At 64.3% G+C, this 20,795-nt stretch carries 15 protein-coding genes; 5 read left to right on the top strand and 10 right to left on the bottom strand.

The genetic code is table 11. The features are described from left to right. Positions 1-45: 45 nt before the first annotated feature. The 7 genes from tldD to OW493_RS00165 form a co-directional block, all read right to left on the bottom strand. Positions 46-1,506, bottom strand: coding sequence for a metalloprotease TldD (gene tldD, locus OW493_RS00195; protein WP_176502835.1), 1,461 nt, complete (start codon positions 1,504-1,506; stop codon positions 46-48). Continuing rightward, positions 1,503-5,618 carry an AsmA-like C-terminal region-containing protein gene (locus OW493_RS00190; protein WP_289862708.1) on the bottom strand — a complete coding sequence of 1,372 codons (4,116 nt, stop codon included), beginning with the start codon at positions 5,616-5,618 and terminating at the stop codon, positions 1,503-1,505. Before OW493_RS00190 ends, tldD begins: the two co-directional genes overlap by 4 nt. 341 nt (positions 5,619-5,959) lie before the next feature. Continuing rightward, entirely contained in the window at positions 5,960-7,423 is a 1,464-nt protein-coding gene (rng, locus tag OW493_RS00185) for a ribonuclease G (protein ID WP_077371558.1), read from the bottom strand. Positions 7,424-7,562: 139 nt separating this feature from the next. Beyond that, complete coding sequence (locus OW493_RS00180) at positions 7,563-8,243, bottom strand: Maf family protein (RefSeq protein ID WP_176492876.1); 681 nt, start codon at positions 8,241-8,243, stop codon at positions 7,563-7,565. Between the two features lie 87 nt (positions 8,244-8,330). After that, complete coding sequence (gene mreD, locus OW493_RS00175; RefSeq protein WP_077371553.1) at positions 8,331-8,813, bottom strand: rod shape-determining protein MreD; 483 nt, start codon at positions 8,811-8,813, stop codon at positions 8,331-8,333. After that, the gene (gene mreC / locus OW493_RS00170) at positions 8,813-9,778 is read right to left on the bottom strand and encodes a rod shape-determining protein MreC (RefSeq protein ID WP_255304420.1); all 966 of its coding nucleotides are present in this window, start codon (positions 9,776-9,778) and stop codon (positions 8,813-8,815) included. The genes mreD and mreC overlap by 1 nt, the downstream gene beginning before the upstream one ends. 64 nt (positions 9,779-9,842) lie before the next feature. Next, entirely contained in the window at positions 9,843-10,880 is a 1,038-nt protein-coding gene (locus OW493_RS00165; protein WP_043332576.1) for a rod shape-determining protein, read from the bottom strand. A 242-nt stretch (positions 10,881-11,122) separates the two neighbouring features. On the opposite strand from OW493_RS00165, the gene gatC reads away from it, so the two are divergent. From gatC to OW493_RS00145, 4 genes are all read left to right on the top strand, one after another. Beyond that, entirely contained in the window at positions 11,123-11,410 is a 288-nt protein-coding gene (gatC, locus tag OW493_RS00160) for an Asp-tRNA(Asn)/Glu-tRNA(Gln) amidotransferase subunit GatC (protein ID WP_077371550.1), read from the top strand. 133 nt (positions 11,411-11,543) lie between these two features. Further along, positions 11,544-13,022, top strand: a complete 1,479-nt coding sequence (gatA, locus tag OW493_RS00155; RefSeq protein WP_077371547.1) for an Asp-tRNA(Asn)/Glu-tRNA(Gln) amidotransferase subunit GatA — start codon at positions 11,544-11,546, stop codon at positions 13,020-13,022. Further along, positions 13,022-14,476, top strand: a complete 1,455-nt coding sequence (gene gatB / locus OW493_RS00150; RefSeq protein WP_289862683.1) for an Asp-tRNA(Asn)/Glu-tRNA(Gln) amidotransferase subunit GatB — start codon at positions 13,022-13,024, stop codon at positions 14,474-14,476. The genes gatA and gatB overlap by 1 nt, the downstream gene beginning before the upstream one ends. Before the next feature lie 126 nt (positions 14,477-14,602). Then, positions 14,603-15,154, top strand: a complete 552-nt coding sequence (locus tag OW493_RS00145; RefSeq protein WP_084209232.1) for a cupin domain-containing protein — start codon at positions 14,603-14,605, stop codon at positions 15,152-15,154. A 168-nt stretch (positions 15,155-15,322) separates the two neighbouring features. Here OW493_RS00145 and OW493_RS00140 read toward each other — a convergent pair whose 3' ends face one another. Both OW493_RS00140 and OW493_RS00135 read right to left on the bottom strand, forming a co-directional pair. Beyond that, a complete protein-coding gene (locus OW493_RS00140) occupies positions 15,323-16,819 on the bottom strand; it encodes an aldehyde dehydrogenase (protein WP_289862678.1) in 1,497 nt (498 codons plus the stop codon). A 122-nt stretch (positions 16,820-16,941) separates the two neighbouring features. Continuing rightward, on the bottom strand, positions 16,942-17,727 hold the full coding sequence (locus tag OW493_RS00135; protein WP_289862675.1) for a gamma-glutamyl-gamma-aminobutyrate hydrolase family protein: 786 nt from the start codon (positions 17,725-17,727) through the stop codon (positions 16,942-16,944). Between the two features lie 257 nt (positions 17,728-17,984). Here OW493_RS00135 and OW493_RS00130 point away from each other — a divergent pair, with 257 nt between their 5' ends. Then, entirely contained in the window at positions 17,985-19,361 is a 1,377-nt protein-coding gene (locus OW493_RS00130) for a glutamine synthetase family protein (RefSeq protein WP_077371532.1), read from the top strand. 83 nt (positions 19,362-19,444) lie between these two features. On the opposite strand, the gene OW493_RS00125 is transcribed toward OW493_RS00130, so the two are convergent. Further along, complete coding sequence (locus OW493_RS00125) at positions 19,445-20,737, bottom strand: FAD-binding oxidoreductase (RefSeq protein WP_289862671.1); 1,293 nt, start codon at positions 20,735-20,737, stop codon at positions 19,445-19,447. Positions 20,738-20,795 lie beyond the last annotated feature (58 nt).

Raw genomic sequence — 20,795 nt, 5'->3', positions numbered from 1 at the left:
CGGCGGCGTCGTCATATCGCTTCTCTGCTGATCAAGCGCACCGGTTCATGACTGGGTGCCACCGACCGTCAGCTCATCGAGCTTCAGCGTCGGCTGGCCGACCCCGACCGGCACCGACTGACCGTCCTTGCCACAGACCCCGACCCCGGTATCCAGCTCGAGATCATTGCCGATCATCGAGACGCGACCCATGGCTTCCGGGCCGTTGCCGATCAGGGTCGCGCCCTTGACCGGTGTGGTCACCTTGCCGTCCTCGATCAGATAGGCTTCGCTTGCGGAGAACACGAAGCGCCCGGAGGTGATGTCCACCTGGCCACCGCCGAAGCTGACCGCATAGAGGCCGCGCTTGACGCTCTTGATGATCTCCTGCGGGTCACGATCGCCACCCAGCATGTAGGTGTTGGTCATGCGGGGCATCGGCAGGTGCGCAAAGGACTCGCGACGCGCATTGCCCGTCGGCGCCATGCCCATCAGGCGGGCATTCAGCTTGTCCTGCATGTAACCGGTGAGGATGCCATCCTCGATCAGCGGCGTGTACTGACCCGGCGTGCCTTCATCGTCCACCGACAGCGAGCCACGGCGGTCCGCCAGCGTCGCATCGTCGACCACGGTGACGCCGCGCGCCGCGACCTGTTCGCCCATGCGCCCCGCGAAGGCGGAGCTGCCCTTGCGGTTGAAATCCCCTTCCAGACCATGACCGACCGCTTCGTGCAGCAGCACGCCCGGCCAGCCATTGCCCAGCACCACCGGCATCTGCCCGGCGGGCGCATCGACGGCCTCGAGATTGACCAGTGCCTGACGCACGGCTTCCCGCGCGTAGCGCTCGGCGACGTTGTCGTCACGCAGACGGGTCAGCGGGAAGCGTCCGCCGCCACCGGCACTGCCACGCTCACGACGGCCATTGCGCACCGCGATCACGCTGATGTTGAAGCGCACCAGCGGACGCAGGTCCGCGGCCAGGGTGCCATCACTGGCACGCACCATCACCACCTCGTAAAGCGCCGACAGCGAGGCCGAGACCTGACTGATGGACGGGTCAAGGCCGCGGGCGATGCGGTCCGCTTCCTTGAGCAACGCGACCTTGTCCTCGGCACTCAGGCCATTGAGCGGGTCGATGCCGGAATAGAAGGACGGTGCCTCGGTGATGATCGAACGGGCGACCGTGCCATTGCTGCCACTGCGTGAGATGCCGGCGGCAGTACGACCGGTGTCGGCAAGCGCGGCGGCATCGATCTGATTGGAATAGGCGAAGCCTGTCTTCTCTCCCGCCAGTGAGCGCACGCCGACGCCACCATCGATGTTGTAGCTGGCGTCCTTGACGACACCATCTTCCAGCACCCAGCTCTCTTGCCAGATACGCTGGAAGTAGAGGTCGGCATAGTCGGTACCCGGACCCATGGCATGTGCCAGGCCGGCATCCAGATCATCCAGGCTGAGTCCGCCCGGGGTCAGCAACAGGGCCGCGGCATCGTCGAGCACGCGACCGGAACTCGCATTTTGCGTCATTCGGCACTTTCCAGAGTAATGTTCGGGTCGCCCCAGGGGCCTGATACCCGATAGTGAATTTGCGTCACCTTGTCGATGAAGCGACCGAAGATCTTGTCGGCCACGAACAGCGCACCGCCCACGGCGGGGGCGCCTGCCAGCACGGCGGCCAACGGCAGGTTCTGACTGACCGGCACCGTGATGGCCATGTGTTGATCAAGGGTACCGCGAAGCAGGTCAACCTGCCCGTTGAGCGTCACGGTGGTGGACGGCGCCTCGATACGCAAGGGGCCATCGCTTTCCAGACGCCCCGCAAAGAGAGTCGCGGCGCCCCGCACCTTGTCGAAGGCCGTGCCCTTGTCGGTCACATCCGAGAAATCCAGCGACAGACGACGCAGCAGATTGTCGACGTTGACCAATCCCAATAGCCGCGCGGACGCCGAGCCGAGATTCAGGAAACGTCCGTCGTCCAGCTTGACCTCGAGCCGCCCGTTGGAGCGCGACAGCGCAAAGTCCTGCGGCGCCCCCGGCCAGGCCAGCTTGGCCTCGGCGCGTGCGCGCTCGGCCTCGATGCCGCGTGGCTGGGACAACCGCTCCAGCAGCCCGCCCAGATCGCTGCCATCCGCGGAAAGACGAGCGCGCGTCAGACTGTTGGCACCGGCATCTTCCCAGGTGATGTTGCCCTGGGCCGTCATGTCGCCCACGGTAATGGCAAGGGGGGACACCACCAGCCGCTGTTGATCCGACTGCCACTCTGCACTGATGGGCCCCAGCTGCTGCTCGCGCCAGATGAGACGTGCCAGGCGCAGGCTGCCTGCCGGCAGCTCGGCCAGCGCCGCTGGGTAGGGAGTCGGCTCGACCCCGGTAGCCACGGCCTCGGTGAAGTTGCTTGGCGCAGGCTCGGGGGTTTCCCGGGTCTGTGGCGGCCAAAGCGCGTCGAGATCAAGATGATCGAGATCCAGAATCAACGGCCGCGCGGCCCCGGACTGCCAGACGAGCTCCCCACTGGCGAGCCTGCCCTCCAGAGTGGCCGCCAGCCCCAGCGCTTGCTGTTGAGAGCTCTGACGAGGCGCTGCCTCAAGCGTCATCGGGCCGGTACACCGATCCTGGATCATCAGACAATCGGTGGCAACGCGCAGCCGCGACAGCTCGCTGAGTGCATCGCCACCGCTGCCACTGGCTCCATCATCGCCACTCGCGCCGGATAGCGCCCCGCCCCATGATGACCAGAGCTCAGGTGCCAGCGTCGGCGTCCGCCAGGCGATATCCCACCCCGTACGGGACGGCCATTGCGGGTCGCTCGGCCAACGTTCCAGCCACAGCTGGCCGGTCATCGGCACCTTGCTGCCATCATCACGCGTATTGCCGCCTTGCCAGCGAGCGCGGGCACGATTGGCGAGCACGACATCGCCACCGCCCTCGGCGAGCCCGACCTCCACCGACAATGCCGCGGTTTCATCACGCGCCTTGCCGAAGGGGGCCGGCAGATTGATGGCCGCGCCCTTGAGATCACTCGACAGCTGCAGGCTGGCTCCCTCCTCGGGCAGCATCAGACGCGCCTGATAATCGAACGTGCCGCCCAGCGCACGCGGGCTATCTCCCTGATTCAGTGCGGCACGGCTATCCTGCGCCGCATCACCGAGCAGCGTCTCGGGAGCCCCCAGCCAGCTCAGCACCGGTGCCAGCGGCGCCTGGCCACTGAAGGTCACCGCCCCCTTGCTGGCCGAATCCGCCTGACCGATATTGAGTGCCGCCTTGACCGCGCCACCGAACAGCTGCCCTGACAGGTCGCCGGTCAATTGCTCGCGCTGTCCTTCAGGACGCGTGGGGTCATGCACGAATGCCAGCGGGCCGCGAATGCCGACGATCTCGATGCCCGGCCCGGGGAAGGCCAGGCTTGCCGCCTGTCTCTCCCCGACCTTGCCCGTCACCTCCACCCGCGCCTGCTCGGCATCTTCAAGCGGTACGCGAATCTTCATGGCCGCCGCCACGGAGCCCTTGCCCTGCCACTCGGCCAAAAGCTCCGCGGTGTCCTCGAGCGGTGCATGCGAGAGCAGATCGAACAGCGCCTCGACACTGCCCGTGACATCCCCCTGGATATCCAGGGTGTCATCGTGCATGTCGACCTTGGCCTGATCCACCGACAGACGCTGCGCGCTACCCAGCGCGACCGGCCGTGAGTACGCCGACTCGACACTGGCCGTGAGATCATTGTCATGCAGCTCGAGATTGCCCTTCACGCCGTCAAGCGCGGGCCAGCCCTCGACATAGCCGAGCCGCCCGTTCTCGATGGCAAGCTCGAGATCCATCGCGTCCCCGGGGCCGTAGCCATTCTCGCCATTGTCCTCATCCCAGACCTGCTCCAGATGCAGAGAACCCTCTGGCACGACACCTGCCACATCACGTGTCAGCCATTCGCGCAGGGAGGGGTCCAGTACCTTGAGCGGCAACCAGTCCGCCAGCGGGATGCTGCGAGCATCCACATCCTGCATGTCCAGATCCAGCTGGAAGCGGTCCGCATCATCCGTGGGGATCTGCAACCCGAAGCGACCCGTCACACTGGCGCCATGACGCGAGATATCCAGATCACGCCCGCTGATCTGGCTGCCGGCGTCATCCACCTGCCAGTCCACCACCCCCTGCGCGGACTCCAGTGACCAGCTGTCACCGAAGACTTCCGGGAAATGGAATCGCATGCCGGGGGCTCCCTGGAAGGTGACACTGCCCTGCATGCCCCCTTCATCACGACTCTGCGCCGTGACCCACGCCGCCAGCGGCCCGAGCCCCGGAGCGCCCTCCCAGGGCTCCACCTCGGTATCCGTCAGGCCAAGCGCCAGCGTCATGCTCAGCGGGGCTTCAAGGCCGATATTGGCCAGTGACAGGGACAGTCCGGTGGCGGTGCCACGCGGATCGAGTGACTCAAGTATCTCGCCCAGCTCGCCCAGCTCCAGCACGTTGCGCCAGCGGGCCACACGCGCCAGATCGAAGCGGCCGGTCACAAGCGAGACACTGCCATCGGCAAGATCCCCCGACAGGGAGATACGCTCAGGGAGGCTGGCAAGCGCGGCCTGCGATCGAGCAGGCGGCTCCTGTGAAGCGGAATCTGAATCCGATGGAGAATCCGAGCGCTGGGCCACCTGTGCCTCACCGTCACTCACGACGGCGTCATCGAGCTGCGAGGCTCCCACCGAGAGCTGATTGAGCCACGCCTGCCAGCGATCCCCGCCCGACAGATCCCGCAGCCACTGCCCCCGCGCATGGATGTCCTTGAGGGCCAGCATGGCGCCATCGTGATCCAGCGTCAGACGATTGAGATCGAGACGCAGGCGAGCGTCTTCCAGCCGTGCCTCTCGCCAGCGCGCCCACAGCGTGGCGTTGCCATCAGCGTCACGCAGCATCAGGCTGTCGCGCTCACCGATCAGGCGCCCGACACTGGCCAGTGCACCGGCATCCAGCTCCACCTGCAGCTGCGCGGAATAATCGGCGAGCCCCGCGTCGCCGGGCAGTACTTCCAGCACGGCACTCACGCCGGCCTGGGGCGACTCCCCTACGCGCAGCTGCCCCTCCAGATGAGCACGTTCACCATCACCGGCCAGCAACAACTCGGCCGCGTTCAGATTGAGCGTATCGTTGCGTCCATGCAGCACGAGACGTACATCCTCGAGCCTCACGCGCTGGCGCGCCAGCAGTGCCAGGCCCTGCTCGAGCTGTTCCAGGCTCATCTGCCCCTTGGGCTCGAGGGCTTCAGGCGGGCGCGGCGGCCCCGGCCAGCCCCAGCTGCCATCGTCATGCTGATAGAGGTGAACGATGACGCCAGTGGCGGTCGCACGGTCAAACACGGGCGCCAGATGGCGCAGGGAGGACAGCACATCAAGCCGCGACTCGAGACGCTCCACGCTCAACAGCGGGGCCGCCTCCATCTCGTCGGGCCGAAAGAGGTTCAGACCGGAGAGCTTGATGGCCGGGTCGAGATAGTCCATTCGCCCGTCAAGCGATGACATCCCGACATTGGAGTGGGTCTGGGTGGCGATGAAGTCGCTGATCGCGTCACGGCGAGATTCCAGCGTCGTCAGCCACCAGCGCAGGCCACCGATCACGATCGCCAGCACCGCCAGCAGCACCGCCAGCGCCATCAAGAGCCTTCGCCCCCAGCGCCGCCGCCGTGAAGGCGAAGGGATGGGAGACGAGGCTTGATGAGATGACGGAGCATCACCGGCCGTGGCGGCCGACTCCGTCGGTCCATCCCCCGCTGTCAGCCTGTCTGACTCAGCGGGCGGCACTTGCGGCTCATCCGAGGAAGAGGTCACACGCGGATCTCCGAGCAAACATGATGACACGCTACCTCACGCCTACGCAGGAGGGAGGCACCCGACCTCGAGGGCCATGCATCGCCCTGCTGTGCCAGCAGGGGGAACGAGTGTATCAATGCACCGATGGCGAGACTCCACCGGCGGGAACACAGATGGCGGGCACCTTACATGAGAACGATGTCATATTGCTCCTGAGTATAATGCGCCTCGACCTGGAAACGGATGGTCTTACCGATGAAACTCTCGAGGTCCGCCACCGAGGCCGACTCTTCATCCAGCAGACGGTCCACCACATTCTGGGAGGCCAGCACCATGTAGGTATCCGGACTGTAGGCACGCTCTTCGCGCATGATCTCACGGAAGATCTCGTAGCAGACTGTCTCCGGCGTCTTGAGGGTGCCGCGCCCCTGGCAGGTCGGACAGGCTTCGCACAGCACCTGCTCCAGACTCTCGCGGGTGCGCTTGCGGGTCAGTTGCACCAGCCCCAGTTCGGTCACGCCGGTCATCTTGTTCTTGGCGTGGTCCCGCTCCAGCGACTTCTCGAGCACTCTGAGCACCTGACGCTGATGCTCGGCCTCTTCCATGTCGATGAAGTCGATGATGATGATGCCACCCAGATTGCGCAGACGCAGCTGGCGGGCTATCGCCGTGGCCGCCTCGAGATTGGTCTTGAAGATGGTCTCTTCAAGATTGCGATGCCCGACGAAGCCACCGGTATTGACGTCGATGGTGGTCATCGCCTCGGTCTGGTCGATCACCAGATAGCCGCCGCTCTTGAGCTGGACCTTGCGCCCCATCGCCTTGTGAAGCTCATCCTCGACGCTGAACAGATCGAAGATCGGCCGCTCGCCGGGGTAATATTCGATGCGCCCTTCCATGTCCGGCATGAATTCGCTGGAGAACTCCTTCAAGCGCAGATAGTTCTCGCGGGAATCGATGCGCACACGCTCGATCTCGTCTCGCATCACGTCACGCAGGGTACGCATGAACAGTGGCAGATCGTCATAGATCACGCTGGGCACGGCGGCAGTCAGACGCCGCTCGCTGACCTTGCGCCACAGCCGCAGCAGGAAATGCATGTCCTGCTTGAGCTCCGCCTCGCTGATGCCCTCGGCGGCCGTGCGCAGGATGAAGCCCCCCGGAGCGTCCGGGTCAAGCTCGGTCAGGCAGCGCTCGGTCATCTCCTTGAGCCGCTCACGCTCGACATCGCTCTCGATACGCTGCGACACCCCGGTGTGGGGAGAGTCGGGCATGTAGACCAGATAGCGGGATGGTACCGACAGATGTGTGGTCAGACGCGCGCCCTTGGTGCCGATGGGGTCCTTGGTGACCTGCACCACCAGCGGCTGACCTTCGCTGAGCAGCTCGCGGATCGACAGCTGCTCATCATGCGGGGTATGCGCGGGCATCACCTCCTGCGCATGGATGAAAGCGGCACGTTCGAGACCGATGTCCACGAATGCCGCCTGCATGCCGGGCAACACGCGCACCACCTTGCCGCGATAGATATTGCCGACGATACCGCGCCGACCGCTGCGTTCGATGAACGCTTCCTGCAGAACACCGTTCTCGACGACCGCAACGCGGGTCTCCATCGGTGTCAGGTTGATCAATACCTCGCCACTCATAGCGCAAGTCCTTGTAAAGTCGTTGCTTGCGATTATGACATAGCAAGGCAGCCCCCGGCTGTGGTCTATCGACTAACGATGTCGCCGGCGGCTGATTTTCCACAATCCCCTCGGCGGCCCCCTGCCCGCCCGCCCACCGTCACGACTGCCAGCAGGCAATGCCCCTGGCCATGAGCAAGCGGGACGTCTCGTGCAATGGCAGCCCGACCACCGCGCTGTAACTGCCTTCAAGATGGCTGACGAAGATGGCGCCCAGCCCCTGGATCGCGTAGCCGCCGGCCTTGTCCGCGGGTTCTCCCGTGGCCCAGTACCGCGCGGCCTCCTCACGATGGATGGCGCGAAATGTCACGCGGCTCTCGACCAGCTCGCTCTCGCAGCACAGGGATGGTGACGGCTCGTTCGAGGCGGACGCCTGCTGACGATGGCAGAGCGTCACCGCGCTCAGGACCTGATGACGACGACCGGAAAGCGCCATCAGCATCTCGCGGGCATCCGCTTCATCGCGAGGCTTGCCCAGAATCCGGCCATCCAGCGCCAGGGCGGTATCGGCTCCGAGCACCACCGCCTCAGCCTCCCCCTTGTCCAAACGCCTGAATCCGGCCTGTGCCTTCTCACGCGCCATGCGCATGACGTAGTGCTCCGGCGACTCATCGGGACGAGGTGTTTCATCGATGTCGACCGGGGCCACCTCACACTTGACACCGATACTGGCCAGCAGCTCACGCCGACGCGGCGAGCCGGACGCCAGGACGAGACGTGGAGAACGTCCGGGAATCTCGGGCGCTGCGGGGGTTGCGACAATGGACGACGACGCTGACATGTCTCCCTCCTGAGCGGGTTTCTTGATCATGAGACAGCAGAAAGCCGCCCGAAGGGGCGGCTCTCAAGCATACGATATGCCACAAGCTCACGCCGTCAGTCGACGACGCAGCATCTGCAGCAGGGTGTAGAGCCAGGGCCACAGTGCACCACCGATCACCGCCGACAGCAGGAAGGACAGACTCACTGGCCCGGCACCGAAGATGCTGCGCAACCACTGGTCCACCAGCTGCGCGATGCCCAGCACCACGATCACCAGCAAGGCCTGTTGCAGCAATGAGTAGGCGCGGATGCGCTGGTAGAGCAACACGCCCATGAAGGCGGTCAGCGAGAGCACCAGCGCATTGTGCCCCAAGGGTGCTCCCTGCAGGACATCCAGCGCCAGGCCGAACAGGAAGCCATGGAAGACACCGACACTCTGCGGCGAGACGATGCACCAGTAGACCAGCATCAGACCGAGCCACTGCGGACGCCAGATCAACCACACATCCGGCAAGGGCATGACCTGAAGACACAGGGCCAGCAGCAACGAGAACCAGCACAGCAAGGTGGTCTGGGGGCGAAAGGCCATCAGTTGTTCTCCCCTGGCGCATTGGCGCTCTGCTGCGCCTCGGCATCCGCCGCGTCCTCGTCACCCGCGTCCGAAGCGGGCGCGGCGAGGTTGTCCTTGGGCAGCTCGTCAAGACTGTCATCCACGTAGAGGCTCTCCACGTCGACGGCGGGTGGCATCTGGATCAGGAAGTTGCGCGAACGCTCAAGCTGGGCAATGGGTTCGGCACTGACGCGAGCGAAGGGCTTGCCGGGGTCATGATAGACCTCGGTGACACGTGCCACCGGCAGGCCGCGCGGAAAGCGCAGCGCGAGCCCTGAGGTCACCAGCAGGTCCCCGACACGGATATCCGCGGTGTCCGGCACGTGCAGCACATCCACCTGATCGATCTTGCCGCTGCCCTGGGCAATGAAGCGCAGGCCATTGCGATTGACCTCCACCGGCACGGCATGACTGGCATCACTGATCATCAGCACGCGACTGTTGTAGGCCGACGTGGAGATGACCTGACCGACCAGCCCGTAGGCATCCAGTACCGGCAGACCGATGCGCACGCCGTCCTGCTCACCGCGATCCACCACCATGCGATGGGAGAACGGATCAGCATCAAGCGTCAGCAACTGGGACGTGATGTAGGGGATATCGCTGCGCTGACCGGCATTGAGCAATTCGCGCAGACGGGAATTCTCGGCAGACAGGCTCGCCATGCGTTGCACACGGCTGGACAGATTGAGCAGCTGCTCACGCAGTGCCCGGTTTTCATCGGCGAGCTTCTGCTGGTCGGCAAACACCAGTGCGCCCCAGCTGAGGCCCTCTGTAGGCAGACTGACCACCCATTGCACAGGGGAAACCAGTGTCGCCATGCTGGCACGCACGTCGACCATCCAGCTGAAGCGATCTTCGGCAAACATCAGCGCGAAGGACAGCACCGCACACAACAGCATGCGATAGCCGGGCACGGGGCCACGCGTGAACAGGGGTTTGATAGCACTTCCTCCGACAGGCCGGGACCAGCCGTACAGCACACAGCATGCCCGGCCCCGGACGAGGTCAATCGCTCGACAGCAGCTCGAAGGTGTGCTGATCGATCATTTCCAGCGCCTTGCCACCGCCACGCGCCACGCAGGTCAGCGGGTCTTCGGCGATGATCACCGGCAGGCCCGTCTCTTCCGCGATCAACTTGTCGATGTCACGCAGCAGCGCACCACCGCCGGTCAGCACCAGACCGCGCTCGGCGATGTCGGATGCCAGCTCCGGTGGAGACTGCTCGAGCGCGCTCTTGACCACCGAGACGATGGCCGCCAGCGGCTCCTGCAGCGCATCGAGAATCTCGTGGGAGTTGAGCGTGAAGGAGCGTGGAATGCCTTCGGCCAGATTGCGACCGCGCACGTCGATCTCGCGCAGCTCGCCGCCCGGGTAGGCACAACCGATCTCTTCCTTGATGCGCTCGGCCGTCGCTTCACCGATCAGGCTGCCGTAATGGCGACGCACGTAGGAGGTGATGGCTTCGTCGAAGCGGTCGCCGCCGATGCGTACCGACTCGGAGTAGACCACGCCGTTGAGCGAGATGATGGCGATCTCGGTAGTACCACCACCGATGTCGACCACCATGGAGCCCATGGCTTCCTCGACGGGAAGACCAGCACCGATCGCGGCCGCCATGGGCTCCTCGATCAGGTAGACCTCACGCGCACCGGCCCCTTCGGCCGATTCCTTGATGGCGCGGCGTTCGACCTGGGTCGACATGCACGGCACGCACACCAGAACGCGAGGACTGGGCGTCAGGAAGGTGCTCTGATGCACCTTGCGGATGAAATGCTGGAGCATCTGTTCGGTGACGGTGAAGTCGGCGATGACGCCGTCCTTCATCGGGCGGATGGCCGTGATATTGCCGGGGGTACGCCCCAGCATGCGCTTGGCATCGGCACCGACAGCCGCGACGCTGCGGGCATTCCCGGATTGGCGAATGGCAACGACGGAGGGCTCGTCGAGCACGATACCGCGACCGCGCACATAAATGAGCGTGTTGGCGGTACCCAGATCGATCGACAGATCGCTCGAGAACAGCCCACGTAAACGTTTAAACATGGAAGTTGATCACCTAGTCCAGACCGGAACCCTGTGCAGACGCGAACGGTACCATTGCCACCCCATGGCGGCAAGCTGACACGCCTGCCAGCGCGCCGCAGATGTGGTACATTTCACGCCGAATCACACTGTGACAGCGCAACGGGCGAGCAGTTGCCTCACCGCTGGCCAACGCCAGGTCACCGAGCAGACTGCACTCGCCGTTACCTCAAGCCTCACGAAGCCAAGACAGGGAAACTTCCATGGCCCTTGAACATTCAGATGTGCTGCGTGCCGCTCACCTCGCACGCCTGGGTCTTGCCTCGCAGGATGCCGAAGCCTATGTCGCGGATCTTGATCGGATTCTCGCCATGGTCGACCAGCTGCAACAGGTCGACACCGACGGCGTCGCTCCCCTGGCGCACCCGCTGGAAGCCACGCAACGCCTGCGTGCCGACGAAGTCACCGAGTCAAATCAGCGCGAGCGTTTTCAGCAGGTGGCTCCGGCCACAGAACAGGGGCTGTATCTGGTACCGCGCGTCGTCGAGTGATCACGCCTGGCCGATCCCTCACGTGAGGTGAGAGACCGCCAGACCTGATACCACGCCACGCGGCACGCCCCGTCCGCCCCCGGAATTTCCGCGTGCGATGCCCTTTGCATCGTGTGCACAGATGGAATCGAACATGTCATCGTCCATTGCACTACATGACAAGACGCTCAGTGAGCTGGCGCAAGGCCTCGAGGCCGGCGAGTACACCAGTCGCGAGCTGACGGAAGCCTTCCTGGCCCGTATCGAACGCCTTGACGGCGAGCTCAACAGCTACATCACCCTGTGCCGTGAAGAGGCGCTGCGCGAGGCCGATGCCGCGGACGCCAGGCGTGCCGCCGGCAATGCCGCGCCGCTGACCGGCGTGCCGATGGCCATCAAGGACATCTTCTGCACCGAGGGTGTGCGCACCAGCTGCGGCTCGAAGATGCTCGACAACTTCATCTCCCCCTACGACGCCACCGTGATCGAGAAGCTCAAGGCGGAAGGCGTGGTGATGCTGGGCAAGACCAACCTCGATGAGTTCGCGATGGGCTCCTCGAACGAGAACAGTTACTACGGTCCGGTCAAGAACCCGTGGGACCTGTCCGCCGTCCCGGGTGGCAGCTCCGGCGGCAGCGCCGCTGCCGTCGCCGCAGGCCTCGCCCCGGCGGCACTGGGCACCGATACCGGTGGCTCCATCCGCCAGCCGGCTGCCTTCTGTGGCATCACCGGCCTCAAGCCGACCTACGGCCGCGTCTCCCGCTACGGCATGATCGCCTACGCCTCCAGTCTCGATCAGGGTGGCCCGATGGCACGCTCCGCCGAGGACTGCGCGCGCCTGATGAACGTGATCGCCGGCGCCGACCCGCGTGACTCCACCAGCGTGGTACGTGGCGTGCCGGACTACGTCGAAGGCCTGGACTATGACCTCAAGGGCCTGAAGATCGGCCTGCCGAAGGAATATTTCGGCGACGGCCTGTCAGCGGAGGTCGAAGCCTCCGTGCGTGCCGCGATCAAGGTCTTCGAGGATGCCGGTGCCAGCGTGCAGGAAATCTCCCTGCCGCATACCCACCTGGCCATCCCGACCTACTACGTGATCGCACCGGCCGAGGCCTCCTCCAACCTGTCGCGTTACGACGGCGTGCGTTTCGGCCACCGCTGCGCGGACCCGCAGGACCTGGAAGACCTCTACAAGCGCACTCGCGAGGAAGGCTTCGGCGACGAGGTGAAGCGCCGTATCCTGATCGGCACGCACACCCTGTCCGAAGGCTTCTTCGATGCCTACTACATCAAGGCCCAGAAGGTGCGTCGCCTGATCCGTCAGGACTTCCTCGATGCCTTCGACCAGGTCGATGTGCTGATGGGGCCGGCGGCACCGACCCCGGCGTTCGATCTCGGCGCGCACAAGGACCCGCTGTCCATGTACCTGCAGGATCTCTACACCATCGCCATCAACCTGGCGGGCATTCCGGGCATCAGCGTGCCGGCCGGTCTGGCTGGCAAGCGCCCGGTGGGTCTGCAGATTCTCGGCCCGCACTTCGGTGAGCAGACCCTGCTGGGCGTCGCGCACCAGTTCCAGCAAATCACCGACTGGCACCGCCAGCGCCCGGAATTCGGACAGGAGCAAGCCTGATGCAATGGGAAGTCGTAATCGGGCTTGAGGTTCACGCTCAGCTCGCCACCCAGTCAAAGATCTTCTCCGGCTCGTCCACCACCTACGGTGCCGAGCCCAACACCCAGGCCAGCGCCGTCGACCTCGGCCTGCCGGGCACCCTGCCGGTGCTCAACGAGCAGGCCGTGGCCATGGCCGTGCGCTTCGGCCTCGCCGTCAATGCCGCCGTGGCCGGCCGTTCGGTGTTCGAGCGCAAGAACTACTTCTACCCGGATCTGCCCAAAGGCTACCAGACCAGCCAGATGGATCAGCCCATCGTCGGGCCGGGTGAACTCGAGATCCTGCTCGAGGATGGCACGCGCAAGTCGATCCGCATCCACCATGCCCATCTCGAGGAAGACGCCGGCAAGTCACTGCACGAAGACTTCCAGGGCATGACCGGCATCGACCTGAACCGTGCCGGCACACCGCTGCTGGAAATCGTCTCCGAGCCGGACATGCGCTCCGCCAAGGAAGCGGTGGCCTACGTCAAGGCGATCCACGCCATCGTGACGTATCTCGGCATCTCCGACGGCAACATGGCCGAAGGTTCCCTGCGTTGCGACGTCAACGTCTCGGTGCGCCCCAAGGGGCAGGAAGCCTTCGGCACCCGCGCGGAGATCAAGAACGTCAACTCCTTCCGCTTCATCGAGCGCGCCATCCACTTCGAGGTGGAGCGTCAGATCGAGCTGATCGAGGACGGCGGCAAGGTCGTGCAGGAAACCCGCCTGTATGATCCGGATGCCGACGAGACGCGCAGCATGCGCACCAAGGAAGAAGCCAACGACTACCGCTACTTCCCGTGCCCGGACCTGCTGCCGGTGGAAGTCGACGACGCCTACATCGAACACCTGCGCCAGACTCTGCCGGAGCTGCCGGCCGAGAAGCGCGCACGCTTCGAGGGCGAACTGGGGCTGTCCGCCTATGATGCCAGCGTGCTGTCCGCCAGCCGTGAGATGGCCGACTTCTTCGAGGAAGTGAAGGATGTCTGCGGCGACGCCAAGCAAGCCGCCAACTGGGTGCAGGGCGAACTGTCAGGGCGTCTCAACAAGGAAAATCTCGACATCACCGTGAGCCCGGTCTCGGCAGCCCAGCTGGGGGGCCTGATCAAGCGTATCGTCGATGAGACCATCAACGGCAAGGCCGCCAAGCAGGTGTTCGCCGCGCTGTGGGATGGCGAAGGCGAGAGCGCCGACGAGGTCATCGAGTCACGTGGCCTCAAGCAGGTCACGGACACCGGTGCCATCGAGGCAGTGGTCGACCAGGTGATCGCCGACAATCCGGCTCAGGTGACCCAGTATCAGGAAGCCGAACCGGACAAGCGTGGCAAGATGATCGGCTTCTTCGTCGGTCAGGTGATGAAGGCCTCACGCGGCACCGCCAACCCGCAACAGGTCAACAAGGTGCTCAAGGAAAAGCTGGACAGCCTCAGCTGATCCTGCGCCTCTGAGTCATCCTGTCGCTGCATGCAACGGCCAGTCACGGACATCCCGAGGCTGGCCGTTGTCGCTCAAGGACTCAAGGCATTTCCAGTCAATCGTCGCTTCGCGAAGGAAGTTCTGATGGCAGATGATGTCGGTGCGCGCCTGCGGGCGCTGCGTACGCTGCGGGGCATCTCGCAACGCGAGCTGGCCAAGCGCTGTGGGGTGACCCATTCGAGCCTGTCACTGATCGAACAGGGCAAGGTCAGCCCCTCGGTCAGCTCACTGTCCAAGATTCTCGCCGCCATTCCCATGAGCATCGGTGATTTCTTCACCATGGAACTCGAGAACACCGCCAAGGTGTTCTATGGCGAAGAGGAGCTGACGAACGTGGGCAGCGGAGAGGTGGTCTTCAAACTGGTCGGGGCCAAGCGTCAGGATCGCAATCTGTCGTTCATGATCGAGACCTACCCGCCTGTCAGTGACACCGGCCGCGAGATGATCACCCATCAGGGAGAGGAAGCCGGGGTGGTCATCGAAGGCGAGATCGAGATCACCATCGGCAGCGACACCCGGGTATTGAAAGCCGGTGAAGCCTACTACTTCGATACCAATGTGCCGCATCGCTTTCGCAACATCGGCGAAGTCGAGTGCCGTCTGGTCAGCTGTGCGACGCCGGCACGCATGTTCTAGACCTTGCGGCAAACACTTGCGGCAGATGACAACAGAAAAGAGGCCACGCGATCGCGTGGCCTCTTTTCGTGCTGCACGGTGTTTCCGCCAACGCGTGACAGCCCGGTTCGGCCCGGTTTCAGTTCAGTTCAGTTCAGCCCAGCCCAGCCCAGCCCAGTTCAGCCTAGCTCAGTCCAGCGCGATCCAGACACTCTTGAGCTGGGTGTATTCCGCCAGCGAGTGATGGGACTTGTCGCGCCCGTTGCCGGACTGTTTCACGCCGCCGAAGGGCATGCTCTGATCGCCCCCCGCCCAGTTGTTGACGAAGACCTGGCCGGATTCGAGACGATGGGTCATGCGCATGATGCGGCCGATGTCCTGGCTCCAGAGCCCCGCCGCCAGTCCGAAATCACTGTCATTGGCCAGCGCCAGCGCCTCCTCTTCGGTCTCGAAACCGAAGACCGACAGCACCGGCCCGAAGATTTCCTCACGGCCGATCACCATCTCGGGCGTGACGCCATCGAAGACCACCGGACGGATGAACAGCCCCGGCCCGGCAACGTCTTCGCCGCCGGCACGCAGCACCGCCCCCTCCTCGATCCCCTTGCGGATGTAGCCCATCACGCGCTCATGCTGGGTGCTGTCGACCATCGCCCCCATGAAGCTTGTCGGGTCCAGCGGGTCGCCCGGCTGCATGCGATTGGCAGCCGCCACCACCTTGGCGACGAAGACGTCGCGGATCGAGTTTTCCACCAGCAGGCGGGAACCGGCGATGCAGACCTCGCCCTGGTTGTAGAAGATGGCGGCAGCGGCACTCTCCGCCACGCGATCCAGATCCGCGCAATCGGCGAACACGATGTTGGGGCTCTTGCCACCGCACTCCAGGAAGACACGCTTCAGGTTCGACTGTCCGGCATACTGCATCAGCTGCTTGCCGACGGCGGTGGAACCGGTGAAGGCCAGACACTCGACGTCCATCGACAGGGCCAGCGCACGCCCGACGGTATGCCCGAAGCCCGGCAACACCTGGAAGACGCCACTCGGGATGCCTGCCTCACGTGCGAGTGCCGCCAGACGCAGCGCTGACAGTGGTGACTTCTCCGACGGCTTGAGGATGACACTGTTGCCCGCGGCCAGCGCCGGCGCGATCTTCCAGGCCGTCATCATCAGCGGGAAGTTCCACGGCACGATGGAGGCCACCACCCCCAGCGGCTCGCGCAGCACCAGCCCCAGCACCTGCTCGCCGGTCGGCGCGACCTCGCCGTACAGCTTGTCGATGGACTCGGCCTGATGGCGGATCGAGCCGATCGCTCCCGCCACATCATCCAGCGCGCTGGTGATCGGCTTGCCCATGTCGAGGGTATCCAGCAGCGCCAGCTCATCCTGGTGTCTCTCCATCAGGTCCGCCAGCCTGAGCAGCACGCCCTTGCGCTCGACAGGCGCCATGCGCGACCAGACACCCCTCTTGAAGGCGGCACGCGCATGCCGGACGGCGATCTCGGCATCGGCGCCGTCACAGCTGGCCACCTTCGCCAATCGTTCCCCAGTGGCCGGATTGAGGCACTCGAAGGTCTCGCCGCTGACCGCCGGCACGAAGTCATCGTTGATGAAGGCATTGCCTTGCAGTTGCGGCGTCAGACGGGCGGCGAGCGCCTGCCAATCGGTCAATGTCCGGGGACGGCTCATGATCAGGATTCCGAAGTCAGGTAAGAGGGGGGGCAGGTCACACGAGAACGCAGGAGAGGCAGCCAGCGCCGTTTCATCCTGCAGCGTCTGCAGGCGCGCGGGACGCGGCTTCGTCGTCATCTTCACGACGGCTGACGAGGTGTCTCCTGAACGGATGATGCTTGCCCGGACCTGTCCCGACAGGCCGCGGCAAATCCTTCCAGAATCGCCTGATACAGCGGGTGCTGACGTGGCTTCCATTCGGGATGCCATTGCACCGCCAGCGTGAAGGCTCCCGCTGCGATGATCGAGATCGCCTCCACCAGACCATCCGGAGCGACCGCTTCGACACGCAGCCCCTCGCCCAGCCGCGCGATCCCCTGCTGATGCACGGAATTGACCCGCGCCTCAGGCGCGGCGTACAACTCGGCCAGCCGCCCGCCCGGCAGGATGCTGATGCCATGGGAGGGGGCGAACTGCACGTCGAGATCGCCCTCGGGCTCACGATGATCCCTCAAGCCGGGCACGTTCTGCACCGCCTGATGCAGGCTGCCACCAAAGGCGACGTTCAGCTCCTGAAAGCCGCGACAGATACCCAGCAACGGCAGTTGCAACTCGAGCGCCAGCGGTACCCAAGCCATGGCTGACGCATCTCGTGCCGTGTCTTCATAGGTATTCTCCGGCGCGATGGCCTCGCCATACCGCGCCGGGTGCACGTTGGAATAGCTGCCCGTCAGCAGCAACCCATCCAGTCGCGCCAGCAGCGCTCTGGCCGAGTCAGCCATGACGTCTTCCCATACCGGGATCACCAGTGGCTCCAGTCCGAATTCGCGCAGGGCACTGACGTACTTGTCAGTCACCATGTGCGCCGGATGGCCTTCAATCGTGCGACGGCAGGCGATCACACCCACCAGAGGGCGAGACGTCATGGGTTCTCCTTCAGGGGCCGCTCATGCACCCCGGTCATTTGGTATGTTTTATTCAACATCGATTGAACTGACATCCTTGCCAATCAGGCACGAAGGCAATCTCAAGCAAGGGGAAACCACGGGATAGAGATCGAAAGGAAGCGCCTCAGCCGATGATACTGCCTCGAGGGTGCAACGGGTAAGCGCTGTGAATTATTTGACAACACGGGATGGCGTAGCGATATATGATGTGCCACTACCCGCTCACAGGACCCCCCATGAACAGCCTTCACGTCGATGAGGCCAGAGAGTTTCTGGACCGCCATCCGGAAATCGAGAGCATCGACCTGCTGATCAGTGATATCAGCGGCATCCAGCGCGGCAAGCGTATCCCGCGCGAGAATCTGGAAAAGGCCTACGAGCAGGGCATCAACCTGCCAGGCTCCGTCTTCGCGATCGATATCGCCGGCAACACCATCGAAGAGACCGGTTTGGGCCTGGAGACCGGGGATGGGGATCAGGTCTGCCGCCCGATCCCCGGCACCTTGATGCCAGCCCCCTGGCTGCGCGGCGGCAAGCAAGGCCAGCTGTTGATGAACATGCGCGATGACAGGGACGGCCCCTTCTTCGCGGACCCCCGCAATCAGCTGCAGAAACAGGTCGATATTCTGGCCGGGATGGGGCTGACCGCCGTCGTCGCGCTGGAACTGGAGTTCTATCTCGTGGATCGTGAGCGCGATGACCTGGGCATGGTGCAGCCGCCCTGCTCTCCGCTCACGGGTGAGCGCGCCACGGAAAGCCAGCTCTACTCCATCGGAGAGCTGGATGAATATGCCGACTTTCTGGAAGAGATCCAGGATGCCGCACGCATCCAACAGCTGCCGCTGGATACCGCGCTCAAGGAGTGCGCCCCGGGTCAGTTCGAGATCAACCTGATTCATCTCGACGACGTCATGAAGGCCTGTGACAGCGCCGTCCTGCTCAAACGCCTGATCAAGGGTGTCGCCCTGCGTCATGGCTTCGACGCGACCTTCATGGCCAAGCCGTACGGTGATGAAGCCGGCAATGGCATGCATGCGCACCTGAGCCTGGTGGACCGCGATGGACACAATGTCTTCGCAGACCCCGGCGAGAATCCTCTGGGCACCGAGACCCTGCGTCACGCCATCGGCGGCCTGCTGGAACTCATGCCCGCCTCCATGGCGCTGTTTGCCCCCAACCTGAATTCCTACCGCCGTTTCCAGCAGGGCCTGTACGTACCGATGGCGCCCACCTGGGGATTCGACAACCGCTCGGTCGCCATCCGCATTCCCTCCGGCCCCAATGAGGCGCGTCGGCTGGAGCATCGGGTCGCCGGGGCTGACGTCAATCCCTACCTGCTGCTGGCGACGCTGCTGGCCTCCATCATCCATGGCATCACCCATCGGATCTCCCCGGGTGAGCCGGTGACCGGCAATGCCTATGATCAGTTCGAGCCCAGCCTGACCAACAGCTGGCCCGAGGCCCTGACGCTGCTGGAGGAAAGCGCCCCCCTCACGGCCGCTTTCAGCGAGCGCTTCCTGAATGTCTTCATTGCCGGTCGCCGGGCGGAGCGCGAGGCCGCGATGCAGATCATCAGCCGTCTGGAATACGACTGGTACCTGCGCAGCATCTGAGGCGCCTCACCCCGGACACGCTTGCGCAGTGGGAATTACGGCCGGAGCGCGCTTGCCGGCCCTGCCCTCCCGCTTCGGGTGCATCAGAGGCCGAGCCTGTCGCGCGTCTGGTAGTACCAGGCTCCCACGGCAGACAGCGGCACTCGCAACAGTCGTCCCCCGGGGAACGGCAGATGCGGCAGGTTCGCGAAGGCATCGAAGCGACCCTCACGCCCCCTCATCACCTCGCTGATCAGTCGTCCGGCGAGGTGACTGCAGGTCACGCCATGCCCGGAATACCCCTGGGCGTAATAGACATTGTCATTGAGCACGCCGAACTGCGGCAGTCGATTGAGCGTCATCAGGAAGGTTCCGCTCCAGGCATAGTCGATCCTGACGCTGGCCAGCTGCGGGAAGACCTTGAGCAGCTTGGGCCGAATCAGAGCCTCGATATCGGCGGGGTCTTCACCGCCGTAGTTGACACCGCCCCCGAAGAGAAGACGGTTGTCGCGGGTCAGGCGGTAGTAATCCAGCAGATAGTTGCAGTCCTCCACCGCCATGCCATTGGGCAGCAGCCCGTGCGCCACGTCATCCGCCAACGGCTCGGTGGCGATGATCTGCGTGCCGCAGGGCATCGACTTGCCCTCGAGCTCCGGCAGCACACCGTGAAGATAGGCATTGCCCGCCATCACCACACGCTCGGCCCGGATGGCGCCAGCGGCCGTCCTGAGCACGACCGGACTGCCATGCTCGAGACTCACCAACGGGCTATGTTCGAAGATCACCCCGCCGAGGGACTCGAAGGCCGCGGCCTCGCCCAGCACCAGATTGAGCGGGTGGAGATGGCCGCCGGAGTGGTCGACCAGGGCGCCCGTATACCCTTCGGCGCTCACTTCGCGCTGGTAGGCATCCCCTTCCAGCAATTCGAGACTGGTATTGCCATAGCGCTCCCAGAGGGCCTTGTGCTCCTTGAGCCCCTTGAGCTGACGAGCGTTGCAGGCGGCAAAGAGGTTGCCGTCGCGCAGATCGCAGTCGATGGCATAGTCAGCGATGCGATCCCGAATGATGCGATTGCCCTCAAAGGCCATGTCGCCCAATGCCTTCGCCGTCCGTGCGCCGAAGCGCGCCTCGATCACGTCCATGTCGCGACTGTAACTGTTGACGATCTGCCCGCCATTGCGACCCGAGGCCCCATACCCCACGCAGGCGGCCTCCAGCACCATCACCTTGAGCCCCTGCTCGGCCAGGTGCAGTGCCGCCGAGATTCCCGTGAAGCCAGCGCCGACCACGCAGACATCGCAGCTGACCTCACCGGACAACGGCGGGCGCTCGGGGGCGGCATTGGCGGAAGCGGCATACCAGGAGGCGGCAGGCTCCAGGGGGGTAGTGGCACTCATGACAGCATCCTTGTGGTAGACCAGATCAACCTGCGAACAAGACATCTTGCAGATACAC

It is taken from the genome of Cobetia sp. 14N.309.X.WAT.E.A4 (assembly GCF_030397495.1).
Lineage (GTDB): Bacteria > Pseudomonadota > Gammaproteobacteria > Pseudomonadales > Halomonadaceae > Cobetia > Cobetia marina.
Note: the sequence above shows the minus strand (reverse complement) of the source record. Positions and strands in the feature narration are given on the sequence as shown.

Bases quoted from the DNA above. Each gene is read 5' to 3' on its own strand.
- gatC (WP_077371550.1), top strand. From the start codon at position 11,123: ATGGCCCTTGAACATTCAGATGTGCTGCGTGCCGCTCACCTCGCACGC.
- OW493_RS00130 (WP_077371532.1), top strand. From the start codon at position 17,985: ATGAACAGCCTTCACGTCGATGAGGCCAGAGAGTTTCTGGACCGCCAT.
- tldD (WP_176502835.1), bottom strand. From the start codon at position 1,506: ATGACGCAAAATGCGAGTTCCGGTCGCGTGCTCGACGATGCCGCGGCC.
- OW493_RS00125 (WP_289862671.1), bottom strand. From the start codon at position 20,737: ATGAGTGCCACTACCCCCCTGGAGCCTGCCGCCTCCTGGTATGCCGCT.
- gatB (WP_289862683.1), top strand. From the start codon at position 13,022: ATGCAATGGGAAGTCGTAATCGGGCTTGAGGTTCACGCTCAGCTCGCC.
- OW493_RS00165 (WP_043332576.1), bottom strand. From the start codon at position 10,880: ATGTTTAAACGTTTACGTGGGCTGTTCTCGAGCGATCTGTCGATCGAT.
- rng (WP_077371558.1), bottom strand. From the start codon at position 7,423: ATGAGTGGCGAGGTATTGATCAACCTGACACCGATGGAGACCCGCGTT.
- OW493_RS00190 (WP_289862708.1), bottom strand. From the start codon at position 5,618: ATGGCGCTGGCGGTGCTGCTGGCGGTGCTGGCGATCGTGATCGGTGGC.
- OW493_RS00140 (WP_289862678.1), bottom strand. From the start codon at position 16,819: ATGAGCCGTCCCCGGACATTGACCGATTGGCAGGCGCTCGCCGCCCGT.
- OW493_RS00135 (WP_289862675.1), bottom strand. From the start codon at position 17,727: ATGACGTCTCGCCCTCTGGTGGGTGTGATCGCCTGCCGTCGCACGATT.
- OW493_RS00180 (WP_176492876.1), bottom strand. From the start codon at position 8,243: ATGTCAGCGTCGTCGTCCATTGTCGCAACCCCCGCAGCGCCCGAGATT.
- OW493_RS00145 (WP_084209232.1), top strand. From the start codon at position 14,603: ATGGCAGATGATGTCGGTGCGCGCCTGCGGGCGCTGCGTACGCTGCGG.
- gatA (WP_077371547.1), top strand. From the start codon at position 11,544: ATGTCATCGTCCATTGCACTACATGACAAGACGCTCAGTGAGCTGGCG.
- mreD (WP_077371553.1), bottom strand. From the start codon at position 8,813: ATGGCCTTTCGCCCCCAGACCACCTTGCTGTGCTGGTTCTCGTTGCTG.